General features: G+C 67.8%; 26 protein-coding genes and 1 tRNA gene. 12 read left to right on the top strand and 15 right to left on the bottom strand.

Features of this window, described 5'->3' with window-relative positions; translation table 11 throughout:
• Positions 1-82 precede the first annotated feature (82 nt).
• Positions 83-817, bottom strand: coding sequence for a monofunctional biosynthetic peptidoglycan transglycosylase (mtgA, locus tag ACE2AC_RS14135; protein WP_375688074.1), 735 nt, complete (start codon positions 815-817; stop codon positions 83-85).
• Between the two features lie 111 nt (positions 818-928).
• On the opposite strand from mtgA, the gene ACE2AC_RS14130 reads away from it, so the two are divergent.
• From ACE2AC_RS14130 to ACE2AC_RS14120, 3 genes are read left to right on the top strand one after another with little or no spacing between them, the layout of a single operon-like run.
• Complete coding sequence (locus ACE2AC_RS14130; protein ID WP_375688073.1) at positions 929-1,249, top strand: ArsR/SmtB family transcription factor; 321 nt, start codon at positions 929-931, stop codon at positions 1,247-1,249.
• Complete coding sequence (locus ACE2AC_RS14125) at positions 1,246-1,710, top strand: SRPBCC family protein (protein WP_375688071.1); 465 nt, start codon at positions 1,246-1,248, stop codon at positions 1,708-1,710. Before ACE2AC_RS14130 ends, ACE2AC_RS14125 begins: the two co-directional genes overlap by 4 nt.
• A gap of 32 nt (positions 1,711-1,742) precedes the next feature.
• Entirely contained in the window at positions 1,743-2,156 is a 414-nt protein-coding gene (locus tag ACE2AC_RS14120; protein WP_375688069.1) for a GFA family protein, read from the top strand.
• Here the strand turns inward: ACE2AC_RS14120 and ACE2AC_RS14115 are convergent.
• The 8 genes from ACE2AC_RS14115 to ACE2AC_RS14080 all read right to left on the bottom strand — a co-directional run bounded on the left by ACE2AC_RS14115 (position 2,128) and on the right by ACE2AC_RS14080 (position 9,493).
• Positions 2,128-3,183: a proline racemase family protein gene (locus ACE2AC_RS14115; RefSeq protein ID WP_375688067.1), complete on the bottom strand. Its 1,056-nt coding sequence runs from the start codon at positions 3,181-3,183 to the stop codon at positions 2,128-2,130. The genes ACE2AC_RS14120 and ACE2AC_RS14115 overlap by 29 nt on opposite strands.
• A gap of 146 nt (positions 3,184-3,329) precedes the next feature.
• Positions 3,330-3,794 carry an Hsp20 family protein gene (locus ACE2AC_RS14110; RefSeq protein ID WP_375688065.1) on the bottom strand — a complete coding sequence of 155 codons (465 nt, stop codon included), beginning with the start codon at positions 3,792-3,794 and terminating at the stop codon, positions 3,330-3,332.
• A 157-nt stretch (positions 3,795-3,951) separates the two neighbouring features.
• Positions 3,952-4,194, bottom strand: a complete 243-nt coding sequence (locus ACE2AC_RS14105; protein WP_375688063.1) for a hypothetical protein — start codon at positions 4,192-4,194, stop codon at positions 3,952-3,954.
• Positions 4,195-4,260: 66 nt separating this feature from the next.
• Complete coding sequence (locus tag ACE2AC_RS14100; protein WP_375688061.1) at positions 4,261-5,097, bottom strand: trypsin-like serine peptidase; 837 nt, start codon at positions 5,095-5,097, stop codon at positions 4,261-4,263.
• 72 nt (positions 5,098-5,169) lie between these two features.
• Positions 5,170-6,465: a glycolate oxidase subunit GlcF gene (gene glcF / locus ACE2AC_RS14095; RefSeq protein ID WP_375688059.1), complete on the bottom strand. Its 1,296-nt coding sequence runs from the start codon at positions 6,463-6,465 to the stop codon at positions 5,170-5,172.
• A 15-nt stretch (positions 6,466-6,480) separates the two neighbouring features.
• Entirely contained in the window at positions 6,481-6,831 is a 351-nt protein-coding gene (locus tag ACE2AC_RS14090) for a hypothetical protein (protein WP_375688057.1), read from the bottom strand.
• Positions 6,828-7,985 (bottom strand): FAD-binding protein, encoded by a 1,158-nt coding sequence (locus tag ACE2AC_RS14085; protein ID WP_375688055.1) that lies wholly within the window; start codon positions 7,983-7,985, stop codon positions 6,828-6,830. Before ACE2AC_RS14085 ends, ACE2AC_RS14090 begins: the two co-directional genes overlap by 4 nt.
• Before the next feature lie 59 nt (positions 7,986-8,044).
• On the bottom strand, positions 8,045-9,493 hold the full coding sequence (locus tag ACE2AC_RS14080) for an FAD-linked oxidase C-terminal domain-containing protein (RefSeq protein ID WP_375688053.1): 1,449 nt from the start codon (positions 9,491-9,493) through the stop codon (positions 8,045-8,047).
• Between the two features lie 106 nt (positions 9,494-9,599).
• On the opposite strand from ACE2AC_RS14080, the gene ACE2AC_RS14075 reads away from it, so the two are divergent.
• From ACE2AC_RS14075 to ACE2AC_RS14060, 4 genes are all read left to right on the top strand, one after another.
• Positions 9,600-10,316, top strand: coding sequence for a DUF599 domain-containing protein (locus tag ACE2AC_RS14075; RefSeq protein WP_375688051.1), 717 nt, complete (start codon positions 9,600-9,602; stop codon positions 10,314-10,316).
• A gap of 36 nt (positions 10,317-10,352) precedes the next feature.
• Entirely contained in the window at positions 10,353-10,709 is a 357-nt protein-coding gene (locus ACE2AC_RS14070) for a hypothetical protein (RefSeq protein WP_375688049.1), read from the top strand.
• Positions 10,710-10,848: 139 nt separating this feature from the next.
• The gene (locus ACE2AC_RS14065; protein WP_375688047.1) at positions 10,849-11,520 is read left to right on the top strand and encodes a VPLPA-CTERM sorting domain-containing protein; all 672 of its coding nucleotides are present in this window, start codon (positions 10,849-10,851) and stop codon (positions 11,518-11,520) included.
• A 120-nt stretch (positions 11,521-11,640) separates the two neighbouring features.
• Positions 11,641-12,591, top strand: a complete 951-nt coding sequence (locus ACE2AC_RS14060) for a cation transporter (RefSeq protein ID WP_375688045.1) — start codon at positions 11,641-11,643, stop codon at positions 12,589-12,591.
• Between the two features lie 78 nt (positions 12,592-12,669).
• Here ACE2AC_RS14060 and gltB read toward each other — a convergent pair whose 3' ends face one another.
• From gltB to ACE2AC_RS14040, 4 genes are all read right to left on the bottom strand, one after another.
• Complete coding sequence (gltB, locus tag ACE2AC_RS14055) at positions 12,670-17,208, bottom strand: glutamate synthase large subunit (RefSeq protein ID WP_375688043.1); 4,539 nt, start codon at positions 17,206-17,208, stop codon at positions 12,670-12,672.
• Entirely contained in the window at positions 17,205-17,630 is a 426-nt protein-coding gene (locus ACE2AC_RS14050) for a GFA family protein (RefSeq protein WP_375688041.1), read from the bottom strand. The genes gltB and ACE2AC_RS14050 overlap by 4 nt, the downstream gene beginning before the upstream one ends.
• On the bottom strand, positions 17,627-18,061 hold the full coding sequence (locus tag ACE2AC_RS14045; RefSeq protein WP_375688039.1) for a GFA family protein: 435 nt from the start codon (positions 18,059-18,061) through the stop codon (positions 17,627-17,629). Before ACE2AC_RS14045 ends, ACE2AC_RS14050 begins: the two co-directional genes overlap by 4 nt.
• A 122-nt stretch (positions 18,062-18,183) precedes the next feature.
• On the bottom strand, positions 18,184-19,623 hold the full coding sequence (locus tag ACE2AC_RS14040; protein ID WP_375688037.1) for an NAD(P)-dependent oxidoreductase: 1,440 nt from the start codon (positions 19,621-19,623) through the stop codon (positions 18,184-18,186).
• Positions 19,624-19,850: 227 nt separating this feature from the next.
• Between ACE2AC_RS14040 and ACE2AC_RS14035 the strand changes: the two genes are divergently transcribed.
• Positions 19,851-20,654: an undecaprenyl-diphosphate phosphatase gene (locus ACE2AC_RS14035; protein WP_375688035.1), complete on the top strand. Its 804-nt coding sequence runs from the start codon at positions 19,851-19,853 to the stop codon at positions 20,652-20,654.
• Between the two features lie 4 nt (positions 20,655-20,658).
• Here ACE2AC_RS14035 and ACE2AC_RS14030 read toward each other — a convergent pair whose 3' ends face one another.
• On the bottom strand, positions 20,659-21,642 hold the full coding sequence (locus ACE2AC_RS14030; protein WP_375688033.1) for a complex I NDUFA9 subunit family protein: 984 nt from the start codon (positions 21,640-21,642) through the stop codon (positions 20,659-20,661).
• Between the two features lie 158 nt (positions 21,643-21,800).
• On the opposite strand from ACE2AC_RS14030, the gene ACE2AC_RS14025 reads away from it, so the two are divergent.
• Positions 21,801-21,886, top strand: a tRNA-Leu gene (locus ACE2AC_RS14025).
• A gap of 112 nt (positions 21,887-21,998) precedes the next feature.
• Here ACE2AC_RS14025 and ACE2AC_RS14020 read toward each other — a convergent pair.
• Entirely contained in the window at positions 21,999-22,508 is a 510-nt protein-coding gene (locus ACE2AC_RS14020) for a hypothetical protein (protein WP_375688032.1), read from the bottom strand.
• Positions 22,509-22,771: 263 nt separating this feature from the next.
• Here ACE2AC_RS14020 and rpiB point away from each other — a divergent pair, with 263 nt between their 5' ends.
• The 3 genes from rpiB (at position 22,772) to ACE2AC_RS14005 (ending at position 26,127) form a co-directional block, all read left to right on the top strand.
• Complete coding sequence (gene rpiB, locus ACE2AC_RS14015) at positions 22,772-23,221, top strand: ribose 5-phosphate isomerase B (protein WP_375688030.1); 450 nt, start codon at positions 22,772-22,774, stop codon at positions 23,219-23,221.
• A gap of 132 nt (positions 23,222-23,353) precedes the next feature.
• Complete coding sequence (locus ACE2AC_RS14010) at positions 23,354-24,373, top strand: LLM class flavin-dependent oxidoreductase (protein WP_375688028.1); 1,020 nt, start codon at positions 23,354-23,356, stop codon at positions 24,371-24,373.
• 140 nt (positions 24,374-24,513) lie between these two features.
• Positions 24,514-26,127, top strand: coding sequence for a mechanosensitive ion channel family protein (locus ACE2AC_RS14005; protein WP_375688026.1), 1,614 nt, complete (start codon positions 24,514-24,516; stop codon positions 26,125-26,127).
• Positions 26,128-26,129: the final 2 nt, after the last annotated feature.

Raw genomic sequence — 26,129 nt, 5'->3', positions numbered from 1 at the left:
CCGTTTCAACTCCTGCGCCCGGTCCGGGCCATATGCCGCCTCGGGACGTGGCCCCGCGGTGACGGGTGGCGCGCGGCGCGCCTCAGCGTTCGAAACAGGCCGCCCGCCCGTCGCGTTCAATGGTGGCCGCGCCGTCCATGATGCCCTTGGTCCGGCGCTTGACGTAGTTCGTCGGCTGCGACGCCGACCAGCTCTGCGGCGCGGGCAGCACCGCCGCCAGCCGGGCGGCCTGCAGGTCCGACAGGTCCCTGGCATCGACGCCGAAGTAATGCCGCGCCGCGGCCTGCGCGCCGAACACGCCCTCGTCGAACTCGGCCACGTTCAGGTAGACCTCGAGGATCCGGCGTTTCGACCAGAACAGCTCCACCACCGGGGTCAGCAGCGCCTCCAGCGCCTTCCGCCCCCAGGTCCGGCCATGCCAGAGGTAGACGTTCTTGACCACCTGCTGGGTCAGGGTCGACCCGCCCCGCCGCCCGCCGTCCTCCAGCGCGGCGCGGATCGCGGCCATGTCGAACCCCCAGTGGTTGCAGAAATTCGCATCCTCGGCCGCCACGACGGACCGGCCAAGCGCGGGCGCGATCCGTTCGATCGGCTGCCAGTCCTGCTCGATCCCGCCCAGGCGGCGCGATTCGCTCCAGCGGTACTGGCCCATCGTCGGATTGACCCGGGAATGCGCCAGCACGACCAGCAGCACCACCACGACCACGAGGATCGCGATGCGCACCAGCCAGCGGAACGCCACGCGCGGCCAACCCGGCCCGCGCGTCTTTTTCCCTGTCCTGCCCTTGGGTTTTGCCTGTTTTGCCACGCCCGACATATAGATCAGCCCCCGGATCCGCGGAAGCCGGAAGTTACGTTCGCCAGGCCCCCGATTGACATGCAGGTATTTACCTGCATATTGAGGGCAGGAAAGGAGACCCGCCCCGACATGGATGACGACAAGGTGTTCAAGGCCCTCGGCGATCCGACCCGGCGCCGGCTGCTCGACCTGCTCTGCGAGGCAAACGGCCAGACCCTCGGCCAACTCTGCGGCGGACTCGACATGACCCGGCAATCGGTCACACAGCACCTGGGCCTGCTCGAGGATGCCAACCTCGTCACCACCCGCCGCCGGGGCCGCGAGAAACTGCATTTCATCAACCCCGTGCCCCTGCACGACGTCTACGAACGCTGGGTGCGGAAATTCGAAACACAGCGATTGAGTCTGCTGCACGACCTCAAGCAGCAGCTCGAAGGAGATCCGGAATGACCATCGAGAAAACCGAATTCGTCTACGTCACCTACATCCGCGCCACCCCCGAAAAGGTGTTCGCCGCCATCACCACCCCCGAGATGACCGCCCGCTACTGGGGGCATGACAACGTCTCCGACTGGAAGGTCGGCTCCGACTGGCAGCACATCCGCGCCAACGAGGGGCGCGAGGTGAACCTGGTCGGCAAGGTGGTCGAGGTCGACGCCCCGCGCCGCCTCGTGCTGAGCTGGGCCAACCACTCGGAACGCGACCGGCCCGAGAAGTATTCCCGCGTGACCTTCGAGATCACACCGTTCGAGGACATGGTCCAGCTGACCGTCACCCACGACGAACTGGAAAAGGGCAGCGGCATGGAGGCCGGGATCACCCGCGGATGGCCGCGCGTGCTGTCGAGCCTCAAGAGCTTCCTCGAAACCGGGGAACCGATCGACATCTTCGCCAGCCCCAAGGCGGCCTGAGACAGATCAGTCTCTGAATTGGAGGATTTCACATGACGACCCCCTATTCCGGCGGCTGCGCCTGCGGCGCCGTCCGCTACCAGATTGCCGCCGAACCACTGGCCCAGGTGCATTGCCAGTGCCGCGAATGCCAGCGCGTCAGCGGCACGGGCCACGGCTCCTACCTCGTGTTCGGGGCCCGCGACACGCTCACCGCCACCGGCGCCACGACGACCTGGCGGGTGCAGGGCGACAGCGGGAACTTCAAGCTGCACCGCTTCTGCCCCGCCTGCGGCGCGCCGGTCTTCGTCGATTTCGAGGCCGCGCCCGACATGGTCGCGGTGCATCCCGCCAGCCTTGACGACCCGGCCCGGTTCGCGCCCGGGATGGTGACCTACACGAAAAGCGCCCAGCCCTGGGACCGAGTCGATCCCGGCCTCACCGCCTGCCTGGCCGGTCCGGGCTGATGCGGGCACCCCAGGTGTCGGACAGCCGGTAGCCTTCGGGCCAGGGATCGTCGGGGTCCAGCATGTGCTGGTGGATCCCGGTGATCCACCCCCGGCCCGAGATCTCGGGCCGGATCGCCGTTCCGCCGGCCATCGGCACCGTCCCGAGGATTCGGCCGTCGAAGGTCGACCCGATCAGCGACCGCGCGGTCAGCCGGTCGCCCACCCCCATGACCCCGCGCGCATGCAGCACGGCCATCCGCGCCGACAGCGCCGTGCCGGTCGGCGAACGGTCCACCTTGCCCGGCCGGATCGCCACTGCCGCGGCGGTTTCGTACCCAGCGGCGCCCTCGGACAGCGGCCCGGCGAAAAGGCAGAACGAGATGTGCCGCCAGTCAGGATTTTCCGGGTGTTCGAACCCCAGCTGCGCGGTCGCCGCCGCGGTGATCCGCACCCCCAGCGTGGCGATGTCATGCGCCTCGTCCTCGGTCAGCGCGAAACCCAGGGCCTGGGCATCGACGATGACGAAGCTGTCGCCGCCATAGGCCGTGTCCACCGTCAGCGGGCCCAGCCCCTCGACCTCGATGGTCCGGTCCAGCTGCGCGGCGAACGAGGGCAGGTTCTCGACAAAGATCCGCTCGGCCTTGCCGTTCCGGCACGCCGCGCGCACCCGCACCAGCCCGCCCGGCGCCTCGATCACCAGCCGGGTCTCGGGTTCCTGCATCGCCACGATCCCGGCATCGAGCAGCACCGTCGCCACGCAGATCGAGTTCGACCCCGACATCGGCGGCGTGTCCTCCGGCTCCATGATGATAAAGGCCGCCTGCGCCTCGGGGTGCTTCGGCGGTACCAGCAGGTTCACGTGGCGAAAGACCCCGCCGCGGGGCTCGTTCAGCACGAAATTGCGCAAAGTCTGGTCCCGCGCGATCCAGCGGCTCTGCTCCCAGATCGTGTCGCCGGGCGGCGGCAGCACGCCGCCGACGATGACATCGCCCACCTCGCCCTCGGCATGGGCGGAAATGACGTGAACCGTCTTGCCGGATCGCATGGGCGCCTCCCCTGTCGTTCGCCGGGCCGAGCCTAGCAGCATCACGTCGCCGCGCCAGCCCGCCATCCCCGGCCCCACGGCACGAAAAAGGCGCGGCTTGCGCCGCGCCTGACTGAGAAACGAGGGTCTTGAGTGCCGTCAGGTTCTTAGGCCTCGGCGGTTTCAATCGCCTTTGCTTCGACCGTATCGCCCTTGGCGATCTCGATCCGGCGGGCCTTCAGGGCTTCCGGAATCTCTTTGACAAGGTCGATATGGAGCATGCCGTCCGCGTGGGTAGCCCCCGTCACCTTGACGTGATCGGCCAGCTGGAAGCGGCGATCGAACGCGCGGGTGGCAATGCCGCGGTGCAGGTAGCTGCGCGGGGTCTCGTCGGCGGCCTTCTTGCCGCTGACCACCAGCGCGCGGTCCTTCACCTCGACGTTCAGGTCGGCATCCGAGAAACCGGCGACCGCGATCGAGATGCGATAGGCGTTCTCGTCGGTCTTCTCGATGTTGTAGGGGGGATAGCTGGGGTTGGTGGCGTCGCCCGCCAGCACGCGGTCCATCATGTCGGCGATCTGGTCGAAACCGACGGTCGCACGGTACAGCGGGGCAAGATCGAAATTACGCATCAGGGTCATCCTCTTAAAGCGATAACGGTGTTGAACCTTCCCATCGGGGACAGGCAGCTTGATCGTGCGGGCCCCGGTTCGGCGACCCGCAATCAAGATGTGGGAACACGGTCTGATCGTTTCAAGAGGCCGGGCCGGACCCGGCCCGGACGGGCGCTCAGTGCAGCCGGGCAGGCCGCTCCATCGCCTCGAGAAGCTCTTCCTCCTCGCGCTCGGTGATCGGGTCGGCAAAGATGTCGTCGTAGGCGCGCGCCTTCTCGAGCAGCACCTGGTAGATATCCTCGGGCAGGATGCAGACCGCCGTCTTCTCGTCGCGCTCGATGAACGACGGGCAGTCCCCCGCCTCGTCCACGATTTGGTCGAGCACGTGGTAGAAGGTTTCGTAGTCGTCGTCGGTCATGGAATCTCCTGCGTCTCGGGTCGCGCCCATATCAGGCGCGCGCCCAAGATGCGAGCGGTGTCGGTCCTATTCTCCGGCCCGCACGAATTTCGCACCCGATCCCTGCCGTCCGCCGCCGATCCCGATCCGGGTGCCCACCGTGACCGGTTGCTTCACCACGCCGTCGTCCAGCTCGGCCCGCAGCTCTTCCAGCGTCTCGCCCAGCTGGGTGCCAAGCGCCACGCGCGTGCCGCTCACCTCGGCCTTGGCCGAAACAACCGAAACGATGCGCGGCGCCCCCGAGCCAAAGGAAAAGACCGGCGCGCCAGAGCTGCCGAAATCCACGTCGCAGGACATGATCAGCACCCCGTCCTGCTGCCCCATCACGCCGCAGATCTCCTGCAGGCTGGGCGCCTCGGCCCGGTCATGCGCATAGGACACGACGCCGATCCGGTCGCCCCGCGCCGGCCGCCCGTCGGTGTCGAACGGCACCACGGTGGTGTTGCGGATCGGCATGTCGAGCTGCAGCAGCGCCACGTCCTGCCGTACCTTGTCGGTCGAGACGGTCGGCTCGAAATGGTAGGCCGGGTGGATCACCGCCCGCTTCACCTGCCGGTAGGCCGACGCGCGGCCGTTCCGGAACCCGGCCAGGAACTGCACCTTGGTCGCGTCGATCCGGGTGCCCCGGTGCTTGTCAAACAGGCAATGCGCCGCCGTCAGGACAAGGTCCTCGGCGATCAGCGCCCCGGTGCAGAACCCCTTGCCGTCGATGTCCAGCCGCCCGACCGCTTCCCAGCCGCGGCTCTGGTCCCCGGTGTCCAGCCGGGTCAGCGCCCCGTGTGTGCTCAGGCTGTCCGACAGGCCCTGCGCCACGGCGGGCAGCGGCAGGCAGAGACAGGCGATCACGGCGGCAAGACGCAGCATGGGGGCTCCTTTCCCGGGTGGGTGTCCGGGGCGTAGCAGGTCAAACGGGCGAAACTGCGGCGGCCCGGGGGATCAGGCCGCGCTGGTGGTCATGGCCGCAGGTTTCGGCCCCCCGGTCGCCCAGTCAAGAAGTTCGACCGTGTGCACCACGGGAACTTCGGCACCGGAACCGATCTGCATCATGCAGCCGATGTTGCCCGCGGCGATCACGTCCGGCTTCACCGCCGCCAGCGTCCTGAGCTTCCGCGCCTTCAGCTGACCCGAGATCTCGGGCTGCAGCAAATTGTAGGTCCCGGCCGAGCCGCAGCAGAGGTGGCTGTCCGCCGGCTCCACCACCTCGAAGCCCGCGCGTTTCAGCAGCGCCTTCGGCGCATCCTTCACCTTCTGCCCATGCTGGAGCGAACAGGCCGCGTGGTACCCGATCCGCAGCCCCTTGGCCGCGCCCTCGGGGATCTCCAGCCGCGTCAGCAATTCCGACACGTCCACCGCCAGCGCCGAGACCTCCGCCGCCTCCGCCGCCAGCGGCCCGGTGCGGAACATATGGCCATAGTCCTTCACCGTCGTCCCGCAGCCCGAGGTGTTGATGACGATCGCATCCAGCCCGTCGCCCCGCACCTCGTCCATCCAGGCCCGTATGTTCGCCGCGGCCGAGCCGTGCGCGGCGTCCTCCTTGCCCATGTGGTGGGTCAGCGCGCCGCAGCAGCCCTGCCCCCGGGCCACCACCACCTCGCAGCCCAGCCGCCGCAGCAGCCGGATCGTCGCGTCGTTGATGTCGGTGTTCAGCGCCCGCTGCGCGCAGCCGGTCATCAGCGCCACCCGCATCCGCCGCTCACCCTTTGCCGGGAACACCTGCGGGTCGTCGTTGCGCGACACCGCCGGGATCCGCTTCGGCGCCATCTCCAGCATCGCGCGCAGCCGGGCGTCCGGCATCAGCCGCCGGAACGGCCGCCCCAGCTTGGCCGCCACCAGCGCCGCGCGGAACCGTGTCGGGTGCGGCAGCACCCAGGCCAGCATCGCCCGCAGCGCCCGGTCGTGCCACGGCCGGGTGTAACGCTCCTCGATATACGCCCGCGCATGGTCGACGAGATGCATGTAATGCACCCCCGACGGGCAGGTCGTCATGCAGGCCAGGCAGGACAGGCAGCGGTCGATATGCTTGACCGTCCGCGCATCCGGCACCCGCTCGTTTTCCAGCATGTCCTTGATCAGGTAGATCCGCCCCCGCGGGCTGTCGAGCTCGTCGCCCAGCACCTGGTAGGTCGGGCAGGTCGCGGTGCAGAACCCGCAGTGCACGCAGGCCCGCAGGATCTCGTTCGCCCGCGCCGTCCCCGGATCACCCAGCTGCGCCTCGCTGAAATTCGTCTGCATCGCCCTGCCTCCGCCTCACACCATCCACAACGCCAGGACCAGCCCGGTCGCGGGCGCCAGCGTCGCCAGCCCCGACGACAGCAGCACCCAGTCCGTCGACTGCGGGAACCGCGCCCGCAACAGCTGCGCGACAAAGGCCATGATCCCCACCCAGGCCAGCCACAGCAGCGCGAGCGAAAAGATCACCCGCCCCAGGTCGCTGCCGCTGTGCGGCAGGATCCGCAGGATCGCCAGGCCCACCAGGACCGCCAGCGCCACGCCGACACCCAGCGTCCGGAAGAACCCCGGTGCCGGATCGGCCCGCACGAGCGCGGCGAACAGGATCAGCCCCAGGATGCAGGCCCCGGCCAGGAAAAGGACGATCACGCCACGACCTCCGCCGCGCCCATCAGCCCGGGGTTCAGGATCCCGCGCGGGTCGAACCGCGCCCTCAGCCCGGCGGCGATCCGCGCCACGCCCGGCGCCTCGGGCTGGAACATCGGCACCTGCGCGCGCACCGCTGCCGGCGCCCGCACCAGCGTCGCGTGGCCGCCCGCCAGCGCCACGGCGCCGCGCACCGTCGCCGCGCCCGCGTCGTCCGCCGCGGGCACCGCCAGCCAGCTCAGCCCGCCCGCCCAGTCATGGATCACGCGCACCGCCAGCCCCTCCGCCGCCACCCGGCGCACCAGCTCCGCCGCCCGTGCCGGCACCGTCGACACCTTCCATACGGCCTCGTCCGTTCCGGCAAGGGGCGCCACGTCCCGCACCTCGCGCCAGAGCGCGGCGCTCTTCTCGCCCTCGACCAGCTCCCAGCCCGCGCAGACGCCGCCGCGCAGGCGCCCGGCGCGGTAGGCCACCGATCCCGCCAGCCCCTCGACCCGCACGCAGCTCCGGCTCTCGCCGCCACAGTCCAGGTGTGCCGCGCCGCTCACGTCGAACGGCGTGCCCATGGCCGCGCGCAGCGCCGCCAGCGCCGCCTCCGCCTCCAGGCCGCGGGCCACCAGCGTCGCCTCGGCCTGCGGCACCGCCATGACCTTGAGCGAGACCTCGGTCAGCACGCCGAGCGTGCCGAAGGACCCGGCCATCAGCTTCACCAGGTCATAGCCCGTCACGTTCTTCATCACCCGCCCGCCGTTCTTTACCACCGTCCCGCTGCCGTCGACGAACCGCACCCCCAACAGGAAATCCCGCGCCGCGCCGACCTGCACCCGCCGGGGCCCCGAGGCATTGGCCGCCATCACCCCGCCGATCGTCGAGACGCCCGCGGTCCCCATCAGGCCGCGCGCCTCCATCGGCTCGAACGCCAGCCGCTGGCCCTTCTCGGCCAGCACCGCCGCGATCTCCTCGACCGGCGTGCCCGCACCCGCCACCAGCGTCAGCGCGCCCGGCTCGTAAAGCCGCACGCCCGCCAGGCCCGCCGTCTCCAGCACCTCTCCCGGCTGCGGCCGCCAGGGCACCCGCGTGCCGCCGCCCCGCACGGTCAGCGCCCCGTTCGCCCCGCGGATCAGGTCCGCCAGTTCCGTTTCGCTCGCTGGTCCCATGCTTCCTCTGGTCTCATATCCCGGGGGAGTCGCGCAAAGCGCGGCGGGGGCAGAGCCCCCTACTCCGCCGCCATCCCCGCGCCCCGCCGCCCGGCACTGGCGCCCAGCGGGAACACCTTGGCCGGGTTCAGCAGCCACTTCGGATCGAACACGTCCTTCACCGCCATCTGCGCCTCGAGGTCGGCGGGCGCGTACTGCACGTCCATCAGGTCGCGCTTCTCGATGCCTACGCCATGCTCGCCGGTCAGGCAGCCGCCGACCTCGACGCAGAGCTTCAGGATCTCGGCCCCGAAAGCCTCGCACAGCTCGAGCTGCCCGGGGGTGTTGGCGTCGAACAGGATCAGCGGGTGCATGTTGCCATCGCCCGCGTGAAAGACGTTGGCGACCTCCAAGCCAAAGTCCTTCGACATCTCGCCGATCCGGCGCAGCACCTCGGGCAGGGCGCTGACCGGGATCGTCCCGTCGAGGCACATGTAATCGTTGATCTGCCCCATCGCGCCGAACGCGCTCTTGCGGCCCAGCCAGATCCGCGCGCTTTCCTCGGCGCTCCGGCTCTCGCGCAGCTCGACCGGGTCGTGCCGCCGCGCGATGGCCAGGATCACCTCCAGCTGTTCCGCGATCTCGCCCTCCGACCCTTCGACCTCGACGATCAGCAGCGCCTCGCAGTCCGGGTATCCGGCCCCGGCAAAGGCCTCGGTCGCGCGGATGCAGGGGCGGTCCATGAACTCGATCGCCACCGGCAGCACGCCCGCCTCGATGATGTCGCGCACGCAGGCGCCCGCCACCTCGTTCGACGCAAATCCCATCAGCACCGGCCGCGCGCCCTCGGGCTTGGGCAGGATGCGCAGCGTCGCCTCGGTCACCACGCCCAGCTGGCCCTCGGAGCCGCAGATCACGCCCAGCAGGTCGAGGCCCCCGGCATCCATCCAGGGTCCGCCGATCTCGAGCACCTCGCCCTGCATCGTCACCAGGGTGACGCCCAGCAGGTTGTTGGTCGTGACCCCGTACTTCAGGCAATGCGCCCCGCCCGAGTTCATCGCGACGTTCCCGGCGATCGCGCAGGCCAGCTGCGACGACGGGTCGGGGGCGTAAAAGAACCCGTCCGCCTCGACCGCGCCGGTCACGCTCAGGTTCGTCCGGCCGGTCTGCACCCGGATGAAGCGGTTGTCGTAATCGGTTTCCAGCACCGCGTTCATCCGCGCCACGCCCAGGATCACCGAATCCCCCGTGGGCAGCGCGCCCCCCGCCAGCGAGGTGCCCGATCCGCGCGGCACCACCGGCACGCCCAGCTCGTGGCAGACCTTTAGCACCGCCGCGACCTCCTCGGTCGTCGCGGGCAGCACGGCGCAGAGCGGCGGGCAGCGATAGGCGGTCAGGGCGTCGCATTCATAGGCGCGGGTTTCGGCCGGATCGTCGATCACCGCGTCGCGCGGCAGCACCGCGCGCAGCCGGGCGACAAGCTCGGGCTTGCGTGACAGGACTCGCGGGTCCGGCGCTGGCATGTCCATGGCGGGCCTCCCTTTTTCCGGCGTTTTTGCAACGCCCGGAATGAAGGGAAACTACGCCCCATGCGCACGGCTGACAAGCAGCCCGCCCTCCGGTTAGATGGGCGGCATGAACTGGTTCGAACGCCTCTCGCTCTTCACGCCGTGGGATTTCGCCGCCATCGCCCTGCTGGTCGCGGCCTGGCTGGTGATCGGCTGGTGGATCGAACACCCCGGCAAACACCCCTCGGTCTCCCGCCTGATGGGGCAGTACCGGCGCGACTGGATGGTCGCGATGGTCACCCGCCAGCCGCGCATCTTCGACGCCCAGACCCTGTCGACCCTGCGGCAGGGCACCTCGTTCTTTGCCTCGGCCACGATGATCGCCATCGGCGGCGCCTTCGCGATGATCGGCAATTCCGACCAGCTGACCGGACTGGCCAACCAGCTCACCCTCGAATCCGACCCCGCCATCGTGTGGGAGATCAAGGTCCTCGTGATCGTCGCCTTCCTGGCCAACGCCTTCCTGAAATTCGTCTGGTCGCACCGGCTGTTCGGCTACTGCGCCGTGCTGATGGCGGCCACGCCGAACGATCACGACGATCCCGTCGCCTATCACCGCGCCAGGCAGGCGGGCGAAATCAACATCTTCGCCGCCCGCAGCTTCAACCGCGGCCTGCGCTCGGTCTATTTCGCGCTGGCGGCCTCGGCCTGGCTGGTCGGCCCCTGGGCCCTGATCTTCGCCGTGCTGCTCTGCTTTTCCGTGTTGTGGCGGCGCGAATTCGCGTCCCAGTCGCGAAAGGTGTTGATGGAAGGCAACGCTCGCAGTGCCGACACACCATCGTGACATGCGCGGCGCCCGGCCTCTGCCTATAACCGCGCCATGATCCGTGCCCTGATCCTGTCGCTCGCCCTCCTGTCTCCGCACGCGCTGCTGGCCGACCCGCCGCAGATCGTGGCGGTCAAGGTGCGCGATTCCGGCATGGGGTGGGATATCTCGGTGACCGTGCAGCACAACGACACCGGCTGGGACCACTACGCCTCGGGGTGGGAGGTGCTGGACGAGGCCGGCAACCGCCTGGCCTATCGCAAGCTGCATCACCCGCATGTCACCGAACAGCCCTTCACCCGGTCGCTGCACTCGGTCCTGCTGCCCGACGGCACGCGCAAGGTCTACATCGTCGCCCATTGCTCGACCGGCGAAACGAGCACCCCGGTCAAGGTCAAGCTCGAACGCTGATCACGGCCGCGGCGACGCCGTATTGTGCGGCATCCGGAAACGTATTGTCTTTGTTCAATCTGGGCAAAATTGTGTTAGGTCTCGCGGCACGAACACAATTTCGACACGAACAAAAAAACGCCCCCAACGGATGACACGCATGACCAACCTTATTAAGGCCACCATGGCCGCCGCCGCGCTGACGCTCTTTGCCAGCGCTGCCAGCGCCCTGACCATCACGACCGCCGCCGCGAACTGCGACCCGAACGCCCAGGCATCGGCGCTCCACCCCGGCTTTGCCGATTTCGCCCAATTCGCCTGCGGCACCTCCGCCGCACGCCAGGACATCGACAACGTCAACCTCGGCGCGGCTGATGGCAAGTTCTTCTCGCTCGGCCTGGCGCCCAGCTATTTCAACTTCGGCGGCACCGCCGTGTTCGAGATCTCGCCCAGCTTCACCGGCCCGTCTACGGTCGTCGAGGTCACCAACACCCCGTCGAACCACTGGGAAGCCGCGGCCGTCTTCGTCGCGAACTCCCTCTCGGAGCTGTTCAGCGCGCTCCTGGACGGTGACTACGTGGGCATCGTGAACAACGGCAAGGGCGGCACCGAGGCGGCGATCACCACCGTCAACTTCTCGGGCACCTACAGCTGGATCGCCTTTGCCGACGTCAGCCACGACTACTACGGCGACGCCTCGGCCGGCAACCGCAGCCAGGACGGCTTCGACCTGGACAGCTTCACCGTCTCGGCGGTTCCGGTTCCGGCCGGTGGCCTGCTGCTGATCAGCGCCCTCGCCGGCGCCGGGTTCCTGCGTCGCCGCAAGAGCTGACCTGACCCACACCATAGACACGCCACGAACGCGCGCCCGAAACGGCGCGCGTTTTTCGTTGCCGCCCCGGCGAATCGCGCCAGACTTCCCCGGCCGACGACCAGCCGACGGAGGGCGCGGATGCCCGATCCAACCGAAACCGAACGCCTTGAACAGCGCGCCCTCACGATCAGCATGTGGGGCAGCCTGCTGGCGGCGCTGCTGGCGATCATCGCCGCCTGGCTGTCGCAGGCGCAGGTCATCCTGCTCGACGGCCTGTTCTCGCTGGTGGATTTCGTCGCCGCTCTGATCGGCGCGCGGATCAGCATCGACGTGCACCGCGGCCCCGACCGCCGCCGCCCCTTCGGCTATGCCGCGCAGGAATCGGCCTTCACCACCTTCCGGTCGCTGTCGCTGCTGGCGATCGTGGTCTTCGGCCTGATCACCGCCGTGCGCGACATCTTCGACTACGTGGCCAACGGCACCACCGCCACGCTCGATTTCCGGGTGATCCTGGTCTACGTCCTGCTGCTCCTCGCGCTCTGCGGCTGGCTCTTCCAGGTCAGCCGCAGCGCCTGGATCCGGACCGGCCGCCAGAGCGAGATCCTCAAGCTCGAAACCGATGTCGCCCTGCTGGCCGGCGTGACGACCGCCGCCTACGGCGCGGCGCTCCTGCTGCTGCCGTTCCTCGACGGCACGCCGCTCGCCTTCCTCGTCCCGATCGGCGACCCGCTGATCGTGATCCTCGTCAGCCTCTTCATGCTGTGGAAATACGGCCGCGATTTCCGCGCCGGGTTGGCCCAGCTGCTCGGTGCCACCGCCAACCCGCAGGAAATCCGCGCCGCCACCCGCGCCGTGCGCGGCATCTTCGAGGACAGCCCCGGAGAGGTGATCGACGTCGCGCTGGTGCGGATGGGCCGCCGCTTCGACGCGGTGGTGTTCTTCGACCCCGAGGCGCCGATCACCGCACGCGAGGTCGACAGCCTGACCCTCAGCCTCGAAGAGGCGCTGAACGACGTGCTCGGCCCGGTCGAGGTCTACCTCGTCCTGTCGGAATACGGCCGCGCCTGGGGCCAGCCCGACGTCCCGTAGGGTGGGGGTTTCCCGGCCCCGTCCCCAAACAGAAAGGGCGGCCCACCGGACCGCCCCCTTCCATGCCTTCCGCCCGGATCACTCCGCCGGGATCGCCTCGTCCTCGATGCCGATCGGATGCGACAGCTTGTTCAGCATCTCCTTCGGCGCGACCTGGACAAAGTGGGCCTTTTCCACCTCCCAGTGCTGCAGGATGTCGGCGGCCTTGCGGCTTCCGGTCTCGTCCAGGTGGCGTTCGACCAGCGACTTCAGCTGCCCCATCCAGTGATCGACCGTCACCGGGCAGGTCACCAGCGTCTCGAGGTTCATCAGCGCCTCCGACGTGCCCTCGGGGTCGTAGAGGAACGCCATCCCGCCGGTCATGCCCGCGCCGAAGTTCGGCCCGATCGCGCCCAGGATCACCGCCATGCCGCCGGTCATGTATTCACAGCCGTTCGACCCGCAGCCCTCGATCACCACCTTCGCGCCCGAGTTCCGGACCGCGAAACGCTCGCCCGCCCGGCCCGCGGCAAAGAGGTAGCCGTCGGTCGCACCGTAAAGCACCGTGTTGCCGATGATCGTGTTGTCCGACGCCACCAGCGGCGACGCCATCGAGGGGCGCACCACGATCGTGCCGCCCGACAGGCCCTTGCCGACATAGTCGTTGGCCTCGCCCGACACCTCCAGCTTGAGCCCCGGGGCGGCGAACGCGCCCAGCGACTGGCCGGCGCTGCCGGTCAGCTTCACCGTCAGGTGGTCGGGCTGCAGCGCGTTGCGCATCCCGAACTTCTGCACGATGTGGCTCGACGTCCGGGTGCCCACCGTCCGGTGCGTGTTCTGCACCGCGTAGGACAGCTGCATCTTCTCGCCGTCCTTCAGGAACCGCGCCGCGTCGCGCACGATCTCGGCGTCCAGCGTGTCGGGCACCACGTTGCGGGCCTTGTCGCGGTTGTAGACGATGTCATGCGCGCCATCGACGGTGATCAGCAGCGGGTTGAGGTCGAGGTCGTCGAGGTGATCGGCCCCGCGGCTCACCTGGTGCAGCAGGTCGGCGCGGCCGATCACGTCGTCCAGCGACCGCGCCCCGATGCTGGCCAGCACCTCGCGCACCTCGGTCGCGTAGAAGGTGATGAGGTTCACCACCTTGTCCGCGTTGCCGGTGAACTTGGCGCGCAGGTCCTCGTCCTGCGTGCAGACGCCGACCGGGCAGGTGTTCGACTGGCACTGGCGCACCATGATGCAGCCCATGGCGATCAGCGCGGCGGTGCCGATGCCGTATTCCTCGGCCCCCATCATCGCCGCCATGACGATGTCGCGCCCGGTCCGCAGGCCGCCGTCGGTCCGCAGCGTGACCCGCTCGCGCAGGTTGTTCATCGCCAGCACCTGGTGCGCCTCGGTCAGCCCCATCTCCCACGGCAGGCCCGCGAACTTGATCGAGGTCGCGGGGGACGCCCCGGTGCCACCGTTGTGACCCGAAATAAGGATGATATCGGCCTTGGCCTTGGCCACGCCGGCCGCGATCGTGCCGACACCGGACGAGGCCACCAGCTTCACCGTCACCTTCACGGTCGGGTTGATCTGCTTCAGGTCATAGATGAGCTGCGCCAGATCCTCGATCGAGTAGATGTCGTGGTGCGGCGGGGGCGAGATCAGCGTCACGCCCTTGGTCGAATGCCGCAGCCGCGCGATCAGGTCGGTGACCTTCATGCCGGGCAGCTGGCCGCCCTCGCCGGGCTTGGCGCCCTGCGCGACCTTGATCTCGAGCTCTTCGCACTGGTTCAGGTACTCGGCGGTCACGCCGAACCGGCCCGACGCCACCTGCTTGATCTTGGCCGACGGGTTGTCGCCGTTCGGCTCGGGCACGAAGTGTGCCGGATCCTCGCCGCCCTCGCCGCTGTCGGACTTCGCGCCGATGCGGTTCATCGCGACGTTCAGCGTCTTGTGCGCCTCGGGGCTGAGCGCGCCCAGCGACATGCCGGGGGTCACGAACCGCTTGCGGATCGAGGTGATCGACTCGACCTCCTCGATCGGGATCGCCTTGCCGAGCGGCTTGATCGCCAGCAGGTCGCGCAGGTGAATCGGCGGATTCGCCTGCATTCGAGCCGAATACTGCTTCCAGAGCTCATAGGAGCTGCGGTTGCAGGCCGCCTGCAGCATATGCATCGTCTGCGCTTCCCAGGCGTGGGTCTCGCCGGATTTCCGCGCCTTGTAGAAGCCGCCGATCGGCAGGACATCCTGTCCGCCGCGCCAGCCCTTCTGGTGCACCTCCTCGACCTTCTTCTGGATGCCCGAGACACCGATGCCCGAGATCCGGCTGGTCATGCCGGGGAAGTATTCCGCGCACATCGCGCGCGACAGGCCCACGGCCTCGAAGTTCAGGCCGCCGCGATAGGACGACACGACCGAGATGCCCATCTTGGACATGATCTTGAGCAGGCCCTGGTCCACCGCCTCGCGGTACCGCGCCACGGCCTCGGTCAGGTTGCCCTCGATCAGGCCCTTGCCGATGCGGTCGGCGATGGTGTCCTCGGCGAGGTAGGCGTTCACGATGGTCGCGCCACAGCCGATCAGCACGGCAAAGTAATGCGGGTCGATGCATTCCGCCGACCGCACGCCCAGCGAACAGAACGTCCGCAGGCCCTTCTTGGTCAGCCACGAATGCACCGCCGAGGTCGCCAGGATCATCGGCATCGCGACCCGGTCGGGGCCCTGGTGCTGATCCGTCAGGATGATGTGCCCGCCACCCGAACGCACCGCTTCCTCGGCCTCGGCCCGGATCCGCTCCAGCGCCTTGCGCAGGGCATCCTCGTCATCCGTGACGGCAAAGGTGCAGTCGATCTCGACCAGGTTCGCGTTGAAGTGTTTCTTCAGCTCCTCGAACTGCTGGTTCGCGACGAACGGGCTCTCCAGCACCAGGATCTCGGTCTGGGCGCTCGATTCATCCAGCACGTTCTTGAGGTTGCCGAACCGCGTCTTGAGCGACATCACCCGGTATTCCCGCAGGCTGTCGATCGGCGGGTTCGTCACCTGGGAGAAGTTCTGCCGGAAGAAGTGGCTCAGCGGGCGGTACTTGTTCGACAGGACGGCGGAGGGCGTGTCATCGCCCATCGAGGCGACGTTTTCCTTGGCGTCCTCGACCATCGGCGCCAGCACCGTCTCGATCTCTTCCATGGTGTAGCCGGCCGCGATCTGCCGCTTGCGCAGCTCGCCACCGCCGAACAGCGCCTTCTCGGTCACGCCGCCCAGCGTCTCTTCCAGGTCGTTGATCTTGCCGACCCACTCGCCGAACGGCAGCGCCGACGACAGTTTGTCCTTGATCTCGCGGTCGTGGTAGAGCTTGCCCTTCTTCATATCGACGGCGATCAGCTGCCCCGGCCCGAGCGCACCCTTCTCGCGCACCGTGGCCTCGTTCGACGGCACCATGCCCGCCTCGGAACCCGCGATCAGCAGCCCGTCACCGGTCACCACATAGCGCATCGGGCGCAGCCCGTTGCGGTCCAGGCCGCCGCAGACCCAGCGGCCGTCGGTCATCGCCAGCGCGGCGGGGCCATCCCAGGGCTCCATCACGCCGTTGCAGTAGGAATACATGTCGCGCCAGGCCTGCGGCAGCTCCTCGGCCTGTTTCGACCAGGCTTCGGGGACCAGCATCGTCTTGGCCATCGGGGCCGACCGGCCCGCGCGCACCAGCACCTCGAACACCGCGTCCAGCGCGGCCGAATCCGACGACCCCTGCGGGATGATCGGCTTGATGTCCTCGGCCAGCTCGCCGAACGTCGAAGAGGCCATCCGGATCTCGTGGCTCTTCATCCAGTTGACGTTGCCCTTCAGCGTGTTGATCTCGCCGTTGTGGGCCAGCATCCGGAACGGCTGCGCCAGCCACCACTGCGGGAAGGTGTTGGTCGAATAGCGCTGGTGATAGATCGCGAACGCGCTCTCGAACCGCTCGTCCAGCAGGTCGGGATAGAACTCCGCCACGTCCTGCGCCAGCATCATGCCCTTGTAGATGATCGACCGGCACGACAGCGACGCGAGGTAGAGATGCGCGATCCCCGCCGCCGCCGCCGCCTTCTCGATCCGCCGCCGGATCACGTAAAGCTCGCGTTCGAACGTCTCCTCGTCCACGCCCTTGGCGTTCGAGATCAGGATCTGCTCGATCTCGGGCCGGGTCGCGTTGGCCTTGTCGCCCAGGCAGTTCACATCCACCGGCACGTGGCGCCAGCCGTAGATGTAGTACCCCATCCGCAGGACCTCGGTCTCGACGATGGTCCGGCAGGTTTCCTGCGCGCCGAAATCGGTGCGCGGCAGGAACACCTGGCCCACGGCCATCAGCTCGTCCTCGCGCGGCTCGTGGCCGGTGCGCTTGATCTGGTCATAGAAGAACGGGACCGGGATCTCGACATGGATGCCGGCGCCGTCGCCGGTCTTGCCGTCCGCGTCCACCGCGCCCCGGTGCCAGATCGCCTTGAGCGCCTGGATCCCGCTTTCCACGACCTTGCGGCTCTTCTGCCCGTCGATCGCCACGACCAGGCCAACCCCGCAGGACGACTTCTCGTCCTCGAACGAGAACATGCCGTTCTCGGCCATCCACTTGCGCTTCGATTCCTCGGCGCGAACCCAATTCTCGTCATAGATGGTCATTGCGTCTCTCCTTCGGGTGCGGGGACGAACTTGTGCTTGGCTTCGTACTCCGCCTGGGTGGCGCGCTTGTGGTCGCCCCCGAGGCGCAGACAGGCCATTGCCTTGTCCACGTAAACTTCGCTGATCAGCGGGAAATCCCGGGCCGCGTCAAACAGGCCCGGCATGAATTCGTACTCCGCGCCATCGTCGCGCAGGTAGATGTTGCTGCCGCAGGTCCGGCAGAACGCGCGCTCGGCAAAGCTCGACGACCGGTAGCGGCCGACCGGCCCCTCGATCGTCACCGCCTCGGGCGGCGCGGTGAACATGACATAGACGCCCCCGGTCCAGCGCCGGCACATGCCGCAATGGCAGGCGCCGACCTCGGGCCGGTGATCGTCAAGCCGGATCCTGACCGATCCGCACAGACAGTGGCCCTCGATCACTGGGTGGCCTCCGGCGCGTACTTGGCAAAGACCTCGGCGCGGGTCAGCCCGTGACGCGTGCCGGCATACTCGACGCCCGGGATCCGGCAGTCGGTGAACAGCTCCGAGGCGAACACCAGCCCCTCGGCATCGTCCAGCGCGCCGACCGCGATCTGGTAGGCGTCCATGCCCGGCGGCACCGTGGCGTGGTAATAGAGCGCCGAGCCGCAGCGCTTGCACCAGGCCCGCTCGGCCCAGTCGCTCGACTGCAGGGTGGCGATCTGCGCCTCGCCGGAAAAGCTCACGTTGCTGACCGGCACGGTCATGCCCAGGAACGACGACCCGGTCCAGCGACGGCACATCTCGCAATTGCAGACGCCGAAGCTGTCCGGGCAATCGGTGATGGTGAAGCGCACCGCGCCGCACATGCATTGTCCCGTTCTCGTGCTCATGGCCTTGTCTCCCTACAGGGTCAGGTGGCCTGACCTTTCAGTTCCGCAACCGCGCCGGACGCACCGACGCAATACCGACGTGATACCGACGCAATACCGATGTGGCCTTTCGGCCGGTTCACTCACTCCGCGGCGATCGCCGCGGCCTCGCCGTCCAGGTAGTCCAGGATCGCCGCCGCGCTGTCGCGCCCGTCGCGGATCGCCCAGACCACGAGGCTCGCGCCGCGCACGATGTCGCCCACGGCAAACACGCCGTCGAGGCTGGTCTTGCCGCTGCCGAACTCGGCCCGGATGGTGCCCCAGCGGGTCACTTCCAGCCCGTCGGTGCTCCACAGCTTGGGCAGGTCCTCGGGTTCAAAGCCCAGCGCCTTGATGACAAGGTCCGCGTCCTCGACGTAATCCGATCCCTCGATGATCTCGGGCGCCTGGCGGCCGCTGGCATCCGGCGCGCCCAGGCGCATCTTCTGCACGGTCACGCCGGTCACGCTGTCGCCGGCAAAGGCGATCGGGGCCGACAGCCAGACGAATTCCACGCCCTCTTCCTCGGCATTGGCCACCTCGCGCTGCGAGCCGGGCATGTTCTGCCGGTCGCGGCGATACAGCAGCTTCACGCTCTCGGCACCCTGGCGGATCGCGGTGCGGACACAGTCCATCGCGGTGTCGCCGCCGCCTATGACGACGACCTTCTTGCCGGCGGCGTTCAGCTCGCCGCTTTCGAATTCCTCGACCGTGTCGCCGAAGTTCGACGCCCGGTTCGACGCGGTGAGATAGTCGATGGCCCGCACGATCCCCTGCGCGCCCGACCCCGGCCCGCCCAGGTCGCGGCTCTTGTAGACACCGGTGGCGATCAGGACCGCGTCGTGCTTGCCGCGGATCGCGTCAAAGCTGATGTCCTCACCCACGTTGCAGTTCAGCACGAACTCGACGCCGGACTCCTCCAGCTGCTCGATCCGGCGCATCACCACGTCCTTCTCCAGCTTGAAGCCGGGGATGCCGTAGGTCAGCAGCCCGCCCGCGCGGTCGTAGCGATCATAGACCGTGACCTGCACACCGGCGCGGCGCAGCATGTCGGCCGCCGCCAGCCCGCCGGGGCCCGCACCGATGACGGCCACGGATTCCTCGCGCTCGATCGCCGGGGTGATCGGCTTGACCCAGCCGTTTTCCCAGGCGGTGTCGGTGATGTACTTCTCGACCGCGCCGATCGTCACGGTGCCGTGGCCCGACTGTTCGATCACGCAGTTGCCTTCGCACAGCCGGTCCTGCGGGCAGATACGACCGCAGATCTCGGGGAAGGTGTTGGTCGACTGGCTGATCGCATAGGCTTCTTCCAGCCGGTGCGTCGCCGTCAGTTTGAGCCAGTCCGGGATATTGTTGTGCAGCGGGCAGTGCGACTGGCAATAGGGCACACCGCACTGGCTGCAGCGCGCTGCCTGTTCTTCGGCCTTCGCCGCTGCGTATTCGGCGTAAATTTCACCGAAGTCCTGTTTCCGCACTTCCGCGTCACGCTTTTCTGGCATGTCGCGCGGTACGGTCACAAACTTGAGCATCGGTTGCTTGGCCACGTCGCTACCTTTCCCTCGGAATCCATCCTGCGCGCTGTCTCTACGCAATACGTTAAGGGAATAAAAGTCAGAATGGCTGACCTATATTCACTATTTTGGTGCTTTCGGCATGCTGTTGCCCGATTAAATCGCGAAAATTAGGTAACCTATGCTGACGTAACTCGATTCTTCCCCCTTCGGCAGCACCAGTGTAAGCCTGCCCCGACCGGTTCCGGAGCCTTTTCTGTATGTCGCTGATCTACCTGTTTACATTGGCCGTCGTTCAGGGCCTGACCGAGTTCCTGCCGATCTCCTCCTCCGCCCACCTGATCCTCCTGCCGCAGCTCACCGGCGCGGCCGACCAGGGCCAGGTCATCGACGTCGCCGTGCATGTCGGCACGCTCGGCGCGGTGGTGCTCTACTTCTGGGCCGACGTGAAACTGGGTCTGCTGGGGATTCCGGACATGCTGCGCGGGCGGCTGGACAACCCCGGCGCGCGGCTGGCCTTCCTGCTGATGATCGCCACCATCCCGGTGATCCTCTTCGGCCTGGTGCTCAAGCTCACCGGGCTCGACGACCAGCTCCGCTCGGTCGCGGTGATCGGCTGGACGATGCTGGGCTTCGGACTGGTGCTCTACTGGGCCGACCAGACATCCGACGGCGAAAAGGCCGACACCGACTGGACCCTGCGGGACGCCGTCGTCATGGGCATCTGGCAGGCGGTCGCGCTGATCCCCGGCACCTCGCGATCGGGGGCCACGATCACCGGCGCGCTCTTTCTCGGCTACAACAGGCGGGACGCCGCCAAGCTGTCGATGCTGATGTCGATCCCGACCATCATCGCCAGCGCCGCCCTGCTCTCGGTCGAGGTGATCGCCGAGGCCAACACCGAACTGGCCGGAGAGGCGGCGATCGCCGCACTCTTCGCCTTCCTGTCGGCGCTGCTCGCACTGACGCTGCTGATGAAACTGCTCAAGACGATCAGCTACACGCCCTTCGTGATCTACCGGGTGATCCTCGGGGTCGGGCTGCTGATCTGGGCCTATTCCTGAAGGCTCAGGCCTTCAGGTTGCCGGCCGAATTCTTGATCGCCGCGTACTGGCCCGACGGACGGTAGGGCCACAGGTACTCCGGCAGCAGCGCCTCGACCGAGGTCGGCACGATCCCCAGGTCGTCGAACCCCTTGGCGCCCTCGGACACCACGTTGTCGGCGCGCAGTTGCTTCACTTGGTCGGGTGTCAGAACCGTGTTGTGGAACAGCCCCAGCGTGATCGTCTGCAGCAGGTCGAGGCTCCACGCGGCAAAGCCCGCGGCCCAGAACGGCAGGTTCACGATCATCCGGCGGCGCTGCACCACCTCCAGCATCTGCTCCATCAGCTCGCGGAAGGTGTTCACGTCCGGCCCGCCCAGCTCATAGACGCCGGCCGGGGCCTTGCCCTCGGCCGCCAACTGCGCGGCGGCGGCCACGTCATCGACATAGACCGGCTGGAACTTCGTCTCGCCCCCGGCGATCGGCAGCGTCGGGCCGAACCGCACCTTCTTGGCGAAGCGGTTGAAGAAATCGTCCTCGGGCCCGAACAGGACCGAAGGGCGCAGGATCACGGCGCCGGGCATGTGCTCCAGCACGCCCGCCTCGCCGGCGGCCTTGGTGCGGGCATACTCGCTGTCGGACTCCGCATCCGCGCCGATGGCCGAGATGTGCACCATCTGGCCCACGCCCTCTGCGGCGGCGATCCGCGCGATCCGGGCCGCGCCCTCTGCCTGCACGGCCTCGAAGTTGTTCTTGCCCTTGGCGTCGAAGGTGCCGACGCAGTTGATCACCACGTCCGCCCCGGCGGTGACCGCCCGGACCGAGGCATCGTCACGGATGTTGCAGAAAACCGGGGCGACCTGTCCGACCACGCCGTAGGTCTGCACGAACATGGATTCGTTCGGCCTGCGGACGGCGACACGCACCCGCCAGCCATCCTGTGCCATGCGCCGCGCGATGTAGCGGCCAAGGAACCCGGCCCCGCCGAAAATGGTGACAAGCTTGGACATTTCCACGCCTCCGTCCTGGCAATTCTAAGTTTTCCTAGCCGTCAAGCGCGGCTGCGGCAAGGCGATATGCCACCGGCCGTAAAGTCATGGTGAAAAACCACCGCGAATCCCGTTGACACCCCCCGGGTGCCCCGATACATGCACGCCTCACGACACCTGCCCAGGTGGCGGAATGGTAGACGCGCTGGCTTCAGGTGCCAGTGGCCGCAAGGCCGTGGAGGTTCGAGTCCTCTCCTGGGCACCACTATCCTGCCAAAATCCCTTGGACCGCCCGGTTCAGGGGATTTTTGCTTTTTGGGGTCAAGAGTCCGCCCGCCCGCCAGGTCCGGGCCGGCATGGTCACCGGGGCCGGCCGCTCAGTGCCGGGTGGGTCCGGCCCGGTCGCGGGCCCCGGCGGGGCAGGGCGCCACGACGGCATCGTCCGCCTCGAACGCCCGGTCGATCAGAACCCCGAGGGCGCGCACCACCGGCGCGGCATCGGCGCCTTCGCAAAGCAGCGTGGCATAGGCATGGGCGGCAGTGTCCTGCCCCCGCGCAACCGCCCTCAGGGCGCTCAGCACCAGCCGCTCGTGCCCGGTCACATAGGCCGCGCAGGTGGCGCAGTCGGCAGAGTTGAAGACAAAGCTCGACCGGCGCAGGCGACGGACCGACTGGATCACGCCAAGCGCGGCGACCGCCACCTCGGGGCCGCGATCCTCGCCGAACGCGGTCAGGGCGGTCGAGATCGCGGCGATCCAGCCGTGCCGTTCCGGCACCGCGAAGCCCGCGCAGTAATGCCGCAGCACGGCCAGCACCGACAGCTCGGCCGGCTTCAGCCCAAGCGCCGCGACCGGCTCGCCACGGTCCCTGTGACACCATTCGCCCATGACACGTCCCCTCTCGTGTCCGAAGCGACGGCGCGGGGCCATCGGCAGGGGCCGCATCGGCCGTCCGCGCGGGTCGCTTCGAACCTGTGAATTCGCTCGATTCTGCCGGGCGTGGCGCTGGACCCGCTGGGTGCGGCTTTAGTTGACTATTTTAATCGGAATTGCAAGACGCCCCGTTCCGGCACGGCGGAATTGACGAAACCCCCGACACCTGATCCAAGGCGGGCGAACCGCCGACTGCCATCGAAACGGACCTTTCAGCCATGACCAGCCCCAAACGCATCGTCCTGTCCAGCGACCACGCCGCCATCCCGCTGCGCCAGGCCATCGCCGCCCATGTCTCGGACCAGGGATACGAGGTCGTCGACATCGGCCCGACCACCACCGAAAGCACGCATTACCCCAAGCATGGCGAGGCCGCGGCCCGTCAGGTCGCCTCGGGTGACTGCGACCTCGGCATCATCCTCTGCGGCACCGGCCAGGGCATCATGATGGCCGCGAACAAGGTCAAAGGCATCCGCTGCGGCGTCTGCTCCGACACCTTCTCGGCCCGGATGATCCGGCAGCACAACGACGCCAACATGCTCTCCCTCGGGGCCCGCGTGGTGGGCGAGGGCCTCGCGCTCGACATCGTCGACGCCTTCCTCAAGGCCGAGTTCGAGGGCGGCCGACACGGCACCCGGGTCGACATGATCACCGCGATCGAGGGCTGACCGCCCCGTGCCGCACAGGCCCTGTGCCCTGCGGCACGGCCCGCCGCCTTGCGGCCAAGTCACCGGCATCCCTACATTCGGGGCAAGCGGGCCCGGCACCGGCCGGGCCCCGACGCAATCCGGAGACGTTACATGAAATCCATCGGTTTCCTTTCCTTCGGGCACTGGTCGCCCGACCGCCATTCCCGCGTGCAGACCGCGTCCGACGTGATGCTGCAATCCATCGACCTCGCCGTCGCGGCGGAAGAGCTGGGACTCGACGGCGCCTATTTCCGCGTGCACCACTTCGCCCGGCAGCTCGCCTCGCCCTTCCCGCTGCTGGCCGCCGTCGGCGCCCGCACGTCAAAGATCGAGATCGGCACCGGCGTGATCGACATGCGCTACGAGAACCCGATGTACATGGTCGAGGATGCCGGCGCCGCCGACCTGATTTCCGAGGGCCGCCTGCAGCTCGGCATCAGCCGCGGCTCGCCGGAACAGGTGATCGACGGCTGGAAATACTTCGGCTACGGCCCGGGCGAGGATGAAAGCCCCGCCGACATGGCCCGCCGCCACGCGCTGATCTTCCTCCAGCAGCTCGAGGGCAAGGGCTTTGCAGCGCCGAACCCGAACCCGATGTTCCCGAACCCGCCGGGTCTCTTGCGGCTGGAACCCCATTCCGAGGGCCTGCGCGACCGCATCTGGTGGGGCGCCGGGTCGAACGCGACCGCAGAATGGGCCGCCAAGGTCGGGATGAACCTGCAAAGCTCGACCCTCAAGGATGACGAGACCGGAGAGCCGTTCCACATCCAGCAGGCCAAGCAGATCCGCGCCTACCGCGACGCCTGGAAAGAGGCAGGCCATGCCCGGGAACCCCGCGTCTCGGTCAGCCGCTCGATCTTCGCGCTGATGAACGACGAGGACCGGATGTACTTCGGCCGCGGCGGCAAGGACCGCGACAGCGTCGGCTTCATCGAGCAGCAGCGTTCGGTCTTTGGCCGGGGCTACGCCGACGAACCCGACAAGCTGATCGACCAGCTCAAGGAGGACGAGGGCATCGCCGAGGCCGACACCCTTCTTCTCACGGTGCCGAACATGCTGGGCGTCGACTACAACGCCCACGTGATCGAAAGCATCCTGACCCACGTCGCCCCCGGCCTCGGCTGGCGCTGACGGGTCTGCGCGGCGCCCCCGCACCGGGGCGCCGTTTTCCGCCGGGCGACACGCAAAAAACCTTTCCACGGCAAGTTGTTTTGGCGCTACGCTCCCGTCGAACGGGAGTGTGATATCCAATGATGATTGCCCGACGCGGGATGGCCCATTGCGCGGCCGCGCTTCTGACCATGCTGGCCGGGATCTGGCTCGGCCTCGGTGCCGCCCTCGCGCAGGATGCGCCGACCAGTTCGCCTACGATCGCGGCCCCCGTCATGGTCGACGGGCGGCAGGTCTTCGTCCTCAGCGGCACGCCCAGTTTCCCGGCCAACGACCGGGCCGCCGACGTGGCGCGGCGGATCGTCGAGATCGCCCAGCAGTCCGACTCGATGACCCTCGATGTCGAGATCGAGATCGACGAATTCGGTCATTCCGTCATCATCGACGGCGAAGCGGTCGTCACGGCGACCGAACCCGACGCCCAGCGCGAGGGGCTGAACAGCACCCTGCTCACCGCCCGGCTCTACAGCGGCTTCATCCAGGACGCGATCCGGGCCTACCGCGCCGACCGCTCGGACACTGCCCGCCAGCAGGGCCTCGTCAACGGGATGATCTGGACGGGTCTCTTCGCGCTCTTCACGGTCGTGCTGGTCTGGGCCAACCGGCGGCTCAAGAAGCGTGGCGAGGCGATCATCACCCGCTACCTCGAACAGGTCGAGGAGGCGACGCAAGAAATCGTCCGCACCCGCGCCCTGATCGAGATCGTGTCGGTCGCCGTGCAGGGCGTCTTCGTCGTGCTCTGGCTGATCGCGCTCTACTACTACGTCTCGGTCGTGCTGTTCAGCTTCGCCGAAACCCGCACCGTCGCAACCATCCTGCTCAGCTACGTCACCGATCCGCTGATCAACGCCTTCCGGGCCTTTGTCGATTACATCCCCAGCCTGATCGTCCTGATCATCATCTTCCTCGTCACCCGGTACCTGATCCGCATCGCCCGCGTGGCGTTCGAGAACATCGATGCCGGCACCCTGCGGATCGAGGGGTTCCAGAAGCACTGGGTCTGGCCCAGCTTCAATATCGTCCGCGCCTTCCTGATCATCTCGGCGCTGATCCTGGCCTATCCCTACATCCCCGGCTCCAACTCCGCCGCGTTCCAAGGCATGTCGATCCTGCTCGGCGTGATGATCTCGATCGGCTCGAACTCGGTCGTGTCGAACGTGCTGGCCGGGCTCTTCGTGATCTACCGGCAGTCGACGAACATCGGCGACCTGATCGAGATCGGCAACAACCTTGGCGTCGTCACCGCCATCAAGCTGACCGAGACGCACCTGCGGTCGACCAAGAACGAACTGATCTCGATCCCCAACGCGCAGCTTCTTAACTCCGAAGTCACGAACTACTCGCAGTATATCGACGGCCGCGGCATCGTCCTGCACACCACCGTCGGCATCGGCTACGACGAACCGCATAAGAAGATCGAGGTGCTGCTGATCCAGGCGGCCGAGAACACCGAGGGCATCCGCAAGTCGCCAAAGCCGTTCGTGCTGCGCAAGGAGCTGGGCGATTTCGCCGTGACCTACGAGATCAACGGCTTCTCGACGCGGAGCGAGAAGATCCCACGCATCCTGTCCGACCTGCGCGCCAACATCCTCGACTCGCTGCACGGCGCGGGGGTGCAGATCATGTCGCCGAACTACGAAGGCGACCCCGAAACGCTCAAGATCCCGCCCGCCGAGCCGATCGAGGACACGCCCGAGGCCAAGGCCGGAGAATGAGG

The sequence above is a fragment of the Pseudooceanicola sp. LIPI14-2-Ac024 genome (assembly GCF_042188925.1).
Lineage (GTDB): Bacteria > Pseudomonadota > Alphaproteobacteria > Rhodobacterales > Rhodobacteraceae > Pseudooceanicola.
This window is presented reverse-complemented; position numbering and strand designations above follow the sequence as displayed.